This window comes from Streptomyces sp. NPDC028368, from assembly GCF_055565615.1.
Window position 1 is genome coordinate 243541 of the sequence record NZ_JBVHTY010000005.1, and the last position, 12913, is coordinate 256453.

Genomic DNA, 12913 nt, shown 5'->3' on the forward strand with positions numbered 1-12913 from the left:
CTCCTGTGTGAACGCGGCGCCCCTGGCGATACTCAAGGGGTGAGCGACCACACCGACTACGACTCCATCGTGCTGGCCGGAGGAGCGGCCCGCCGGCTCGGCGGGGCGGACAAACCCGCCCTGTCCGTCGGCGGCCGCGCCCTGCTGGACCGGGTGCTCGCCGCCTGCGCCGACGCGGCGGTCACCGTCGTCGTCGGCCCCAGGCGCCCGGTGGACCGCCCCGTCGTCCGCGCTTTGGAGGAACCGCCCGGCGGCGGCCCGCTCGCCGCGCTGGACGCCGGCCTGCGGCACACCACCGCCCCGACGGTCCTCGTCCTCTCCGCCGATCTGCCGTTCCTGACGGCCGGGACCGTACGGGGCCTCCTCGCGGCGGCGACCGGGACCGCGGACGGTGGCGCGCCTCGCGACGGTGCCGTGCTGCGGGACGCCGACGGGCGGGACCAGCCGCTGGTCGCCGCCTACCGGGCCGAGTCGCTGCGCCGCGAACTGGCCCTGCTGTGCGCCGAACACGGCACCCTGGCCGGACTGCCGCTGCGCGCCCTGCTGTCCGAGCTGACGCTCGAACGGGTCCCGGACGCCACGTCCACGGCATCCTTCGACTGCGACACCTGGGAAGACATCGGCGCGGCACGCGCTCGCATCAGGGAGCATGGACACGTGTTGGACGAATGGATCACCACCGTCAAGGCCGAACTGGGCATCGAGCTCGATGTCGATACCGCGGCCCTGCTCGACCTCGCCCGCGATGCGGCACACGGCGTGGCCCGCCCGGCGGCGCCGCTGACGACCTTTCTGATCGGGTACGCGGCAGGGCAGCAGGGCCGCGATGTGACCGAGCTGGCGCACCGGGCCGCCGCCCTTGCGAACCGCTGGGCCGCCGAGGGCGAGGAGAGCGCGGACGGCACCAACGGCGCCACGGGTGGCGAAACGAAGCCCGCGCAATGACTGACGGGGAGTTCGACGCCGCGCTGGACGACGCGCTCGCACTGGCCAACGAAGCCGTGACGGCGGGCGCCCGGCGCGAAGCCGCGAGCGCGTCGTACGGGGCGGGGCGGGCGTACGGCGCGGGCGGCGTGTTCGAGGCGACCGGGCCGTACGACGCGAGTGGCCCGTATGCCGCGCACGGGCCGTACGCCGCGCACGGGCCCAACGGCGCACCGCCGGGCGCCACCCCGGCCAACGCCCCCGGGACCGGCAGCACGCCTGCCCCTGCCCCCTCGTCCCCCGCCGGCCCTCACGTCGAATCCCCCGGCCCCGCCGACCCCGACCCCGCTCCGGTCACCCCCACCGCCTGGCACTCCGCTCGCGACCTCGCCCGCCGCGCCGTGCCCGGCCCGCTCCCGCCCGAGACGGCACCGCTGGGCGACGCGCTCGGCCATACGCTGGCCGCACCGCTGGCCGCGCTCACCGACCTGCCGTCCTTCGACACCTCGGCCATGGACGGCTGGGCGGTCTCCGGACCCGGCCCCTGGCACCTCGATCCCCCCGGCGACGCCACCGGCCACCGCCCCGGCATCCTCGCCGGTCACGCCCCCACCGGGCCGCTCCCCGACGGTCACGCGATCCCCATCGCCACCGGGGCGCGGGTCCCGGCCGGCGCCACGGCCGTGCTGCGCAGCGAGCACGGCGAGGTGCGGGAGCTGAGCGACGGGCGGACCCGGCTGTATGCCCAGCGGCTCGCGTCACCGGGCCAGGACATCCGGCCGCGCGGCCAGGAGTGCCGCCGCGGCGACCACCTGCTGTCGACCGGCACCCTGGTGACGCCCGCGGTCCTCGGCCTGGCCGCGGCCGCGGGGTACGACGAGCTGACCACCTACCCCCGCCCGCGGGTCGACGTCTTCGTCCTGGGCGATGAGCTGCTGCGCCACGGCCTGCCGCACGAGGGCCGGATCCGGGACGCGCTCGGCCCGATGCTCGGCCCCTGGCTGCATGCGCTGGGCGCCGATGCGGCCGCGCCACGCCACCTCGCCGATGACCTCGACACGCTGTACGAGGCGATCGCCGGGTCTCGGGCCGATGTCGTCATCACCACCGGCGGCACGGCGGCGGGTCCCGTCGACCATGTGCACCCCACGCTGCGCCGCCTGGGCTCCGAGGTGCTGGTGAATGGTGTCGAGGTGCGCCCCGGTCACCCCATGCTGCTCGCCCGGATCACCCCGCACCGCCACCTGGTCGGGCTCCCCGGCAACCCCCTCGCCGCCGTCTCCGGGCTGCTCACCCTTGCCGAGCCGCTGCTTCGTACGCTGTCCGCCCGGCGCACCCCGGCCGCGTACCGCACGCCGCTGTGGTCCTCGGCCCAGGGACATCCGCGCGACACCCGGCTCGTCCCCGTGGCCTATCGCGACGACGAGCGGTACGGGCTGATGGCCGAACCGCTGCACTTCCACGGCCCCGCCATGCTGCGCGGGATCGCCGCCGCCGACGCGCTGGCCGTCATCCCGCCCGGCGGCGGCGATCGCGGCACCGAGGTCGAACTCCTCGAACTCCCCTGGCCGGCGGACTGGTCACCGCCCGGGACCGCGGCCTCGCACGGCCTTGCCGGAGGCGCCGAGTGAAGCTCCCGTCCCACGACGCCGCGGCGCGCGACGTCCCCGAGGACCGCTCCCACCGGGTGATACTGCCGCGCCGCGCTCCCAAGGCGCCGCTGCGGCAGGTCGCCCGGCGGCTGATGATGGCGCTGCTGGTCCTGCTCGCGACGGTCTTCATCGTGTGGATCGACCGCGCGGAGTACCACGACAACGCCAACGGCTCGGTGGATTTCCTCGACTGCGTCTACTACGCGACCGTGACGCTCTCGACCACGGGATACGGCGACATCGTCCCGTACGGGGACAGTGCGCGGCTGCTGAACATCCTGCTCATCACGCCGCTGCGGGTGCTCTTCCTGATCATCCTGGTCGGTACGACGCTTGAGGTGCTGACCGAGCGCACCCGCGAGCAGTGGCAACTGAAACGCTGGAGAACCGTCTTGCGCGACCACACCGTCATCGTCGGTTACGGAACCAAGGGCCGCAGCGCCGTGCAGACCCTCTGCGCCACGGGCTTGACCCGCGACCGCATCGTCATCGTCGACCCGAGCGTCAAGGTGATCGAGGCGGCGGTGGCCGAGGGGTTCGCGGGGGTGGTCGGCGATGCGACCCGCAGCGATGTGCTGCTGCGGGCGGAGATCCAGCGGGCGCACCAGGTCGTGATCGCCACCCAGCGCGATGACACCGCGGTCCTGGTCTCGTTGACCGCCCGTCAGCTCAACAAGCGGGCCAATATCGTCGCGGCGGTGCGCGAGGAGGAGAACGCCCCGCTGCTGCGGCAGTCGGGCGCCGACGCCGTGATCACTTCGGCGAGCGCGGCCGGACGACTGCTGGGGCTCTCGGTGCACAGCCCCAGCGCGGGCACCGTCATGGAGGATCTGATCCAGCAGGGCAGCGGGCTGGACCTGATCGAGCGGCCGGTGGTGAAGTCCGAAGTCGGCAAGTCCGTACGAGAGACCGACGACCTGGTCGTTTCCGTGCTGCGCGGCCACCGCCTGATCGGTTACGACGACCCGGCGGCCAGCCCGCTGCAGTCCGCGGACCGGCTCATCACGATCGTCCGCGCGGCGGCGACGGCGGAGCAGGACCTCCCCGGCAGGCAGAACCGCGCCCAGTCCCCGACGCTGCCCGGCACCGGCGTCTCACCGATGCGCAGGGCGGACGAGCACCGGATGGACGAGTAGCCGGACGCCCTTCAGCACGTGACGGCACGCCACCCGGCGGTGGTCCGCGGACCCCGCCCCATCGCCCCCTGCCCGGTCGGCGAGTAGCCTCGCGCTCATGCGAGCGATCACTATCCCGGAGCCCGGTGGCCCCGAAGCACTTGTCTGGGCGGACGTGCCCGATCCGCAGCCCGCGGAGGGCGAGGTCCTCATCGAGGTTGTGGCCAGCGCCGTGAACCGCGCGGACCTGCTGCAGCGCCAGGGCTTCTACGACCCGCCGCCCGGCTCCTCGCCATACCCCGGTCTGGAATGCTCCGGCCGGATCGCCGCGGTCGGGCCCGGCGTGCACGGCTGGGCCATCGGCGACGAGGTGTGTGCGCTGCTGGCGGGCGGCGGTTACGCGGAGAAGGTCGCCGTCCCGGCGGGACAGGTGCTGCCGCTGCCGCCCGGCCTGGACCTGGTGACGGCCGCCGCGCTGCCCGAGGTGGCGTGCACCGTCTGGTCGAACGTCTTCATGATCGCGCATCTGCGGCCCGGCGAAACGCTGCTGGTGCACGGCGGCGCCAGCGGCATCGGCACGATGGCGATCCAGCTGGCCAAGGCGGTCGGCGCGCGGGTCGCGGTCACCGCCGGCGGCCCCGAGAAGCTGGCCCGTTGCGCCGAGCTCGGCGCGGACATCCTCATCGACTACCGCGAGCAGGACTTCGTCCAGGAGCTCCGCAAGGCCACCGACGGCAAGGGCGCGGATGTCATCCTCGACATCATCGGTGCGAAGTACCTGCAGAAGAACGTCAAGGCGCTGGCGGTCAGCGGGCGGCTGGCGATCATCGGGATGCAGGGCGGGGTGAAGGCGGAGCTGAATCTCGCCGCCCTGCTCGCCAAGCGCGCCGCGATCACCGCCACGGGGCTGCGGGCCCGCCCGCTGAGCGAGAAGGCGGCCATTGTCGCGGCGGTTCGTGAACACGTCTGGCCGCTGATCGGCAACGGCCAGGTGCGGCCGATCGTGGACCGCACCCTCCCGATGGCGGACGCCGCCGAGGCACATCGTGTGGTGGACGCGAGCGCCCATGTAGGCAAGGTCGTGCTGACGGTCTGACCGGCCGGCGCCACCGGCAGGCTCCGCGTACGCCGACCACTCGGAGCCCTGCCGGCGTGGCCGAAGACCCCGCCTTCCGCGGTCCCTCCCGTCCGCGACACATAACCCGAATGACATGTCCAAGATGTCGTGAATGTAGTCACATGTGACTCTGGGCATGTCACTCGACGGCTCGGCACGGGAGGGGCATGGCTGTGGCTCCAGGATTCCGTTCGCGCATCACCACCGGTCTGCTGGTGGCCGCCGCCGCCCTGCCCGTCCCACTGGCGACCACCACCGCGGCGGCCGCGGAGCAGCGCACCACCCTCTTCGTCCGCCCTCCGCACCTCGTACACCGGCATGCACTGCCCGACAGCTATGCGGAGGATCCACCGCTCGCTGGAAGCCGCGCGGGGGAAGGCCGCGGACACCCCGGCCGCCCGGAGTCGCTGGGGTATCCGCCCGAGATCCCGCGGCCGGACGCCGACATGGAGGTCCCGGACCTCCCCAGCCTGCGGGACTTCGTCGCGGAGATCCCGGATGAGATGCCGCGCTATCCGGATGACCCGCCCGACTACCTCCCGTGGAACGACCGCCAGCACCGGTCCGACCCGGACTCCGCTCCGGCACCGGGGGACGACTCCACGGACTCCTCGGACTCCACGGACCCCGAGTACGCCGATCCCCCCGAGGGCCCACCCGAAGGCGCACAGAACCCGGACCGTACGGCGCCGTCCGACCCGGCACCCGCGCCCCCCAAGCCCGCACCCCGCAAGCACGCCCCCTCCCGGCCCTCGCCCTCGGCCTCGCCCCGTTCCGACGTCGCGGGACACCTCCACCAGCGCCCGTACAAGCCGCTGCAGCCGCCCGCCAAGCCCAAGAAGCAGCGCCCCACGCCACCCGACGACGTCGACGCCGACCCGGCCGCCTCCGCGAGCCCGTACGCCCTGGAAAGCCCAACGGCTCCGGTCGAACGCGTTCTCCCGATGGGTGCCGGCCTGGCGCTCACCGGCCTCGGACTGGCCTTCCTCGGCCTGCGCTTGCGCCGCCGCTGACGCGTGGCCCGATGTTTCACGTGAAACAGCCCGCTTCACCGGAAAACCACCGCTCCACCGGATAACCACCGTTTCACGTGAAACCAAGCCGCCGCAGGTCTGCCGCCGTCCCCACAAACACAGCTCGCGGTCAACTCCACAGCCTCCACCGGTCCCGCTGCCGGGCGAGCCCAAATCCACAGAAGGAGCACGGCGGGCAACTCGGCAACGTGGGGGTACGCGACAATGGCGGCATGGATATGCCGATGAACGAACGGTCGCAGGAGAACCCACACGTCCTGGTTGTCGGCCCGGACGGCATGGCGCTCGGCAGCGCCGGCTCCGTTGGCGGCGGGCAAGACGGCGAAGAGCCCCGCGAGGTTCCGGTGACGGACATGGTTGAACAGCCTGCGAAGGTCATGCGCATCGGCAGCATGATCAAGCAGCTGCTGGAGGAAGTGAAGGCCGCTCCTCTGGACGAGGCGAGCCGGGTTCGTCTCAAGGAGATCCACTCCAGCTCGGTCAAGGAGCTGGAGGACGGGCTGGCGCCCGAGCTGGTGGAGGAGCTGGAACGGCTCTCCCTGCCGTTCACCGACGAATCGGTGCCGACGGATGCGGAGCTGCGCATCGCCCAGGCCCAGCTGGTGGGCTGGCTGGAGGGCCTTTTCCACGGCATCCAGACCGCGCTGTTCGCCCAGCAGATGGCCGCCCGCGCCCAGCTGGAGTCGATGCGCCGCGCCCTGCCGCCCGGTGCCCCGAGCGAAGGCGACGACGGCCAGCCCGGTCATGGCGGTGCCCGCTCGGGCCCGTATCTCTGATTGCTCCAGGCCGCGGCCCAGCGCACCTCATGGCAAGAGGGGCCGGCACACAGTGTGTGCCGGCCCCTCCCGTTTGTTGTGTGCCCAGGTCAGCTGCCGTAGTGCCCGGAGGTGACGGTCAGCTGGATCGTCTCGCCGCTGTCCGGGTCCCAGTGATCGAAGCTCGAGGGTATCTGCTCCAAGATGGTGTTCTTGGAGGTGTAGTAGCCGTCTTTCTCGGTGATCTTGTACTTCCAGTGTGCGGCGTCCAGGCACGCCTTCACCGAGTTGAGGTTTCTGTACGAGAGGGACGGGAAGTAGATCTCGCCCTTGTCGTCGCCGTACATGACCTTCTCCGGGTCGGTGCACTTGGTCGTCGGGATCGACGGCGAACTGGTGTCCTCGGGCGCGGTGGATTGGGTGGGCGACGCCGAGTCGGAGGACGTCGTGTACGTCGACGTCGGGTCGTCGCTGCCGGTGTTGCTGGTGGAACCCCCAGCGCTCAGACCGATTCCGATCGCGATCGCGGTGACCACGACGACACCGACTATCGCCGAGACGACGATCACCGCAGTGTTGTTCTTACGGGGCGCCCCGGGCCCACCGGTCGGCGGCATCGATGGAGCCATCGGCGGCGGCGTGAACGTCGGCGGGGCCTGGTAGCCGCCGCTGTTGAACGGCGCGGGGGTTTGCGCGGGCGCCGGTGCCGGGGTCGGGTAGGCGTTGTTCACCGGCGGCGGAGTCGAGGGACCGTAGGCCGCCTGCGTCGGCTGATACGGCTGCTGCACGCTCGGCGGCACCGGGGTGTGCGGATTGCCGCTCGCGGTGGGGAACACCGCGGAGGACACCGACGAGCCGCTCGAGCGCGCCCGCGGGCCCTCGCTGATGATCAGCGGCGACGACCCTGACTGGGCGGACCCGGCGATCCGCAGGCACTCGTCCTGCATCGCCTCGGCGGTCGGGAACCTCTCATTGGGGTTCTTCTTCAGCGCACGGGCCACCAGCGCGTCCACCGCCGGCGGCACCGAGCGGTTGATGCTCGAGGGAACCGGCGGCTCTTCCTGCACATGGGCGTAGGCGATGGCCAGCGGGGAGTCCGCGTCGAAGGGCAGCTGCCCGGTCAGCAGCTCGAAGAGCATGATGCCGACGGAGTAGAGGTCGGAGCGGGCATCCACGCCGCGGCCCAGCGCCTGCTCGGGCGACAGATACTGCGGAGTGCCGACGACCATGCCGGTCTGCGTCATGGACGTCACGCCGGACTGCATGGCGCGGGCGATACCGAAGTCCATGACCTTGACGACATTGCGCTTGGTCATCATGACGTTGCCCGGCTTGATGTCCCGGTGGACCAGGCCCATCTCATGGCTTGCCTCGAGCGCGGCGAGCACATCCGCGGTGATCTTCAGCGCCTTCTCGGTCGGCATCGCGCCGTGCTGGGCGACGTCGTTGTCGAGCTCCGAGCGCAGCGGCTGTCCGGAGACGTACTCCATGATGATGTACGGCACCATGCTGCCGTCGAGCTCGTCCTCGCCGGAGTCGAAGACCGAGACGATATTGGTGTGCGTGAGCTTCGCCACGGCCTGCGCCTCGCGGCGGAAGCGCTCGCGGAATGCCTGCTCGCGGCCGAGCTCGGTGTGCAGTGTCTTGATCGCGACCTCGCGGTCCAGCACGCTGTCGTACGCGAGGTGCACGGACGCCATTCCGCCCGCGCCCAGAAGATCACGAAGCTGGTAACGTCCTCCGCCGACCGAACGGCCCTCGAATTGGCCTTGAGCGCCGTCCTGGCTCATGGTTCCGCTTCCCCCTGGGCGCACGGCCCGTACGTATCGCGATCAAATTCTGGAATTCCGCAGCCAAGTCTGCCCCAGGGCCCGGACACGTCAAGCCGTGTGCCCGTTCCGTGACCAGATGTGCAAGATCCGGTCACGGGTGAGAGATCTTTTGCGCCGTCGACTACCCCTGGTGAACTTGCCCCTACTGGCATCCGGGCGGTTTGATGACCGGTCCACGACGGACCGGTGGGTGTCGTCGAACCTGTAGCGTGCTGTAGCGAAGACCGAGACCTTACCGCTTTCAATGCGGATCGATTCGACGGCGAGGACCGATGGCACCGACGCAGAGCCCCCAGGGCCCGTCCGATCCTGAGGCCACCGGCTCCAACATCCCCGATACACCGGAGATGTGGGGCAATGGAGGGCTGGTCGGCGATGGCCGCTACCGGCTCACGCGCCGGCTCGGCCGGGGCGGTATGGCGGAGGTGTTCGCGGCCGAGGACGTGCGGCTGGGCCGTACCGTCGCCGTGAAGCTGCTGCGCGCCGACCTTGCCGAGGACCCGGTGTCCAAGGCCCGGTTCACGCGCGAGGCACAGTCCGTGGCCGGGCTGAACCACCACGCCGTTGTTGCCGTCTATGACTCCGGCGAGGACTTCGTCGCCGGCAACACCGTGCCGTACATCGTGATGGAGCTGGTCGAGGGCCACACCATCCGTGACCTGCTGCTCAACGCCGATGCGCCGCCGCCGGACCAGGCGCTGATCATCGTCTCCGGGGTGCTGGAGGCGCTGGCCTACAGCCACCAGCACGGCATCGTGCACCGTGACATCAAGCCCGCGAACGTGATCATCACGCACAGCGGTGCCGTGAAGGTCATGGACTTCGGCATCGCCCGTGCCCTGCACGGTGCGCAGTCCACGATGACCCAGACCGGCATGGTCATGGGCACCCCGCAGTACCTCTCCCCGGAGCAGGCGCTCGGCAAGACCGTCGACACGCGCTCCGACCTGTACGCCACCGGCTGCCTGCTGTACGAACTCCTCGCGCTGCGGCCGCCGTTCACCGGAGAGACCCCGCTGTCGGTCGTCTACCAGCACGTCCAGGACATGCCGGTGCCGCCGTCCGAGGTCGCCGAGGCGGTGCCGCCGGAGCTGGACGGCCTGGTCATGCGGTCGCTGGCCAAGGATCCGGACGACCGTTTCCAGACCGCTGAGGAGATGCGCGGGCTGGTTCAGTACTCGCTGCAGATGCTGCACGAGCAGGGCGGCCACAGCGGCACCTGGAACACCGGCCCGGTCGCGATGCACGAGGGCGGCAGCACCCCCGCCATGGGGAACGCGGCCACCACCGCGCTGCCGCACCCGGACTCCGGCCGCACCACGGCGCAGCCGATCCTGCCCGGTGGGCGGGACGACGACGGCGGTTTCGACGGCGGCCACCGGTCCGCCAAGAGCGGCCGCGGCAAGGTCTGGCTGATCGCGGTGCTTGCGGTGATTGCCATCGCGGCGGGCGTGGCCTTCGCGCTGAAGAACACCGGCAACGGCACCGGCGGAGGGAAGGACGCCACCACGTCACCCACGCCGTCGGTGTCCAAGAGCGACAAGACCTCCGAGCCGCCGTCGGACGAGCCGAGCACACCGGAGACCCAGCCCGGCACCACGGGCGGCGACCCCAATACGTACTCCCCGACGCCGAGCGCCGAGCCCAGCACGCCGCCGACGTCCGAGCCGCCCAGCAGCTCGGAGACGCCGCCGTCCGAGCCTCCGACGTCCGCGCCGCCCACCGACACCAGTGACGGCGGTACGACGGACGGCGGTACGACCGACGGCGGGACCGTGGACGGTGGCGCCGACGACGGCGGGACCACGACCGGGACCAGCGATGGCGGCGCCAACGCCGGCACCAACGCCGGCGCGGACAGCGGTGCGACGACGGGTGTCACCGGCGGCTGACCGACCGGCCGACTTAAACGGCGGGCCGCTCCAGGATCTCTGGAGCGGCCCGCCGTTTCACGTGGAACATCGGCCCGCGAACGCGTCCCGCACCGCCGCGTACTCCCGGGTCCACCACACCGCCAGCGCGGCCGCCGCCGGGAACTGCGGATCGGTGCGGGGGTCGCCCAGCCGGTACCGCCAGGTGAGCATCCAGAAATCGTTCAGCCGCTCCCACCACACCCGGTGCACGGCGGCGGCCAGTTCGTCGGCTCCGGCCCCGCAGGCGCTGCGGTAGGCGCCCGCATACGCCGCCACCTTGGCCAGGTCGAGGGTGCCGCAGGGCCGTACGAAGAAGATCGCGGCGGCCCGTACGGCTTCTTCGGCGCGGGGCTGGATGCCCAGCCGGTCCCAGTCGACGATCGCGGCCGGTTCCGCGCCGCGGTAGAGCACATTGAGCGGATGGAAGTCGCCGTGCACCCAGCCCGCGGCGGGTGCGGCGCCGGCCGCCGGGCGGCGGTGGGCCATCCGCTTCAGCAGGGCCCGGCGCTCCAGGAGGCGGTGTTCGGCGAGCTCGTCGAAGCTGGTGCGGGGGCGGGCCCGGCGGGCCAGCGCCAGCAGCTCGTCGATCAGCTCGAAGGTGTGGGCGGGTTCGGCGGAGTCGGTGGGGTAGGCGGGCCGCTGTGGACGCGGGTCGGCCGCCATGACCTGGTCCAGGGCGGTGTGCACCAGTCCGAGCAGCGCGCCGAGCCGACGGGACTGGGCGCGGCTCAGCGCGGCGCCGCCCAGGTGGCTTCCCTCGACCCACGGGTGCAGGGCGTAGCAGCGGCCGTCCAGGACGGTGACGGTCCGGCCGTCGGTGGCGCGGACCGCAGGGGCGACCGGCAGCCCGAGGTCGCTGAGGCGGCGGGTGGCGCGGTGCTGGCGGGTGATGGCGCCGAGGTCGCCGTCGAGGTGGTGCTTGAGGAAGTAGCGGCCGTGTGTGGTGGCGAGGAAGTAGCCGTGGTTCAGCAGGCCTTCGGCGACGGGTTCACACGACAGGGGATCCCCGGCGCCTTCGTAGCGGCTCAGCAGGGATCCGAGGAAGTGCCGGTCGGGCGTTGCCGCCGTCCGGGCTACAGATGAGCGCAGCACCCGCCAGATGTTAGATCAACTGGGTGCGGCGGAGTGGGTCTGCCGGAAAGCCTCACGCAGCGTACGGAAGGGGGAAGCGGCCCCATGGGCCGTGCGCCACCGGGCCGCGCGTCACACGGTCCCCGCGTACTGGAAGACCGGCACGTCCGTCAGGTGGTGCAGGGTCACGAACTCCGGCTCGATGCGGAGGAAGACCGGGTCGAAGGGCGAGCCGTCGGCCAGTCGTGGGGTGCGGCCGAAGAGCGCACGCTCGGCGAGGGCCGGGTGGAAGACCCGGGCGGTGCCGGTGAACTGCACGGACCAGGTGTCGCTCGCGCCGCTGTTGACGTTGTCCGCCTCGTAGGCGACGACGCTGCCGTCGAGGGCCTGGTGGTAGTCGTAGCCGCGGTGCAGCCGGAGGACCAGCTGCCCGTCGAGGAGGAGATGGCGGGTGACGGTGGTGAACGGCAGCGCCCGTCGGCTGGCCGACACCCGGCCGTAGGGCGTCCGGCCCAGCAGCTCCATCGCGCGGTATTCGTCGGAGGGCATGCCGTCAGACTGCCCTCCCGCCGCGACGGTAAGTAGGGGCGGCAGCCCCGAAAAGGCCGGGACCAAGGTCCCGGCCACGGGAATCGGGCGGGGAGGCGATTTCGGGGCTGCGTACCTGGTGAGCGGCCCTTTCAGCGTTTCTCCGCCTGCCTGCGCGCGACATATGCGGCGGCCTGGGAGCGGCGTTCCATACCGAGCTTGGAGAGCAGGCTGGAGACATAATTCTTGATCGTTTTCTCGGCGAGATGGAGCCGTTCGCCAATGGCGCGGTTGGTCAGGCCTTCGCCGATCAGATCGAGGATCTTGCGTTCCTGTTCGGTGAGATTCGCCAGCCGGTCGTCGCCCTTCGCGCCGTTGCCGCCGCGCAGCCGTTCCAGGACGCGCGCCGTGGCCACCGGGTCGAGCAGGGACTTTCCGGCCGCCACATCGCGGACCGCGGAGAGCAGTTCATTGCCGCGAATGGCCTTGAGGACATAACCGGCGGCACCGGCCATGATCGCATCGAAAAGGGCCTCGTCATCGGCGAACGAGGTGAGCATCAGGCAGGCGATGTCCTCGTTCTGGGCGCGGATCTCGCGACAGACCTCCACGCCGCTGCCGTCCGGCAGCCGGATGTCCAGTACGGCGACATCAGGGCGGGTGGCAGGGATCCTGACCAGGGCATCTGCGGCGGTACCCGCCTCGCCGACGACCTCGATGTCCTCTTCGCCCGACAGCATTTCGTGGACGCCCCGCCGGACAACTTCGTGGTCATCGAGCAGGAAAACCGTGATTTTTCCGTCTTCGTGCACGGCCTCAGTCTCACACACCAAACTCTTCCCGTGCTCCAGGTCACCGATATAACGTGCCGTTGTCCCGGCGGCCTGCAACGCTGTGACCAGGAGTTGTTCGCACCTTTCGCGATTTACTTGGAAATCCAAGCAAAATCGCAGGTCAGCGCCGTTTTCACTT

11 protein-coding genes are annotated in these 12913 nt (G+C 71.3%); 7 read left to right on the forward strand and 4 right to left on the reverse strand.

Features of this window, described 5'->3' with window-relative positions:
• Positions 1 to 39: 39 nt before the first annotated feature.
• The 6 genes from ACZ4S3_RS13935 to ACZ4S3_RS13960 all read left to right on the forward strand — a co-directional run bounded on the left by ACZ4S3_RS13935 (position 40) and on the right by ACZ4S3_RS13960 (position 6618).
• On the forward strand, positions 40 to 945 hold the full coding sequence (locus tag ACZ4S3_RS13935) for an NTP transferase domain-containing protein (protein ID WP_467931944.1): 906 nt from the start codon (positions 40 to 42) through the stop codon (positions 943 to 945).
• Positions 942 to 2555: a molybdopterin molybdotransferase MoeA gene (locus ACZ4S3_RS13940; protein ID WP_467931945.1), complete on the forward strand. Its 1614-nt coding sequence runs from the start codon at positions 942 to 944 to the stop codon at positions 2553 to 2555. Before ACZ4S3_RS13935 ends, ACZ4S3_RS13940 begins: the two co-directional genes overlap by 4 nt.
• The gene (locus ACZ4S3_RS13945) at positions 2552 to 3712 is read left to right on the forward strand and encodes a potassium channel family protein (RefSeq protein WP_467931946.1); all 1161 of its coding nucleotides are present in this window, start codon (positions 2552 to 2554) and stop codon (positions 3710 to 3712) included. Before ACZ4S3_RS13940 ends, ACZ4S3_RS13945 begins: the two co-directional genes overlap by 4 nt.
• A 97-nt stretch (positions 3713 to 3809) precedes the next feature.
• A complete protein-coding gene (locus tag ACZ4S3_RS13950; RefSeq protein ID WP_467931947.1) occupies positions 3810 to 4787 on the forward strand; it encodes an NAD(P)H-quinone oxidoreductase in 978 nt (325 codons plus the stop codon).
• 188 nt (positions 4788 to 4975) lie between these two features.
• On the forward strand, positions 4976 to 5821 hold the full coding sequence (locus tag ACZ4S3_RS13955) for a hypothetical protein (RefSeq protein ID WP_467931948.1): 846 nt from the start codon (positions 4976 to 4978) through the stop codon (positions 5819 to 5821).
• A 233-nt stretch (positions 5822 to 6054) separates the two neighbouring features.
• Positions 6055 to 6618 (forward strand): bacterial proteasome activator family protein, encoded by a 564-nt coding sequence (locus ACZ4S3_RS13960; RefSeq protein ID WP_467931949.1) that lies wholly within the window; start codon positions 6055 to 6057, stop codon positions 6616 to 6618.
• Positions 6619 to 6707: 89 nt separating this feature from the next.
• Here ACZ4S3_RS13960 and ACZ4S3_RS13965 read toward each other — a convergent pair whose 3' ends face one another.
• A complete protein-coding gene (locus ACZ4S3_RS13965; RefSeq protein WP_467931950.1) occupies positions 6708 to 8387 on the reverse strand; it encodes a protein kinase domain-containing protein in 1680 nt (559 codons plus the stop codon).
• Positions 8388 to 8701: 314 nt separating this feature from the next.
• Here ACZ4S3_RS13965 and ACZ4S3_RS13970 point away from each other — a divergent pair, with 314 nt between their 5' ends.
• A complete protein-coding gene (locus ACZ4S3_RS13970; protein WP_467931951.1) occupies positions 8702 to 10321 on the forward strand; it encodes a protein kinase domain-containing protein in 1620 nt (539 codons plus the stop codon).
• Between the two features lie 57 nt (positions 10322 to 10378).
• Here the strand turns inward: ACZ4S3_RS13970 and ACZ4S3_RS13975 are convergent, their stop codons facing one another.
• The 3 genes from ACZ4S3_RS13975 to ACZ4S3_RS13985 all read right to left on the reverse strand — a co-directional run bounded on the left by ACZ4S3_RS13975 (position 10379) and on the right by ACZ4S3_RS13985 (position 12753).
• Positions 10379 to 11434 carry a phosphotransferase gene (locus tag ACZ4S3_RS13975; protein ID WP_467931952.1) on the reverse strand — a complete coding sequence of 352 codons (1056 nt, stop codon included), beginning with the start codon at positions 11432 to 11434 and terminating at the stop codon, positions 10379 to 10381.
• A 111-nt stretch (positions 11435 to 11545) separates the two neighbouring features.
• Entirely contained in the window at positions 11546 to 11962 is a 417-nt protein-coding gene (locus ACZ4S3_RS13980) for a pyridoxamine 5'-phosphate oxidase family protein (protein WP_467931953.1), read from the reverse strand.
• A gap of 131 nt (positions 11963 to 12093) precedes the next feature.
• Positions 12094 to 12753 carry a response regulator gene (locus ACZ4S3_RS13985; RefSeq protein ID WP_467931954.1) on the reverse strand — a complete coding sequence of 220 codons (660 nt, stop codon included), beginning with the start codon at positions 12751 to 12753 and terminating at the stop codon, positions 12094 to 12096.
• Between the last annotated feature and the right edge of the window lie 160 nt (positions 12754 to 12913).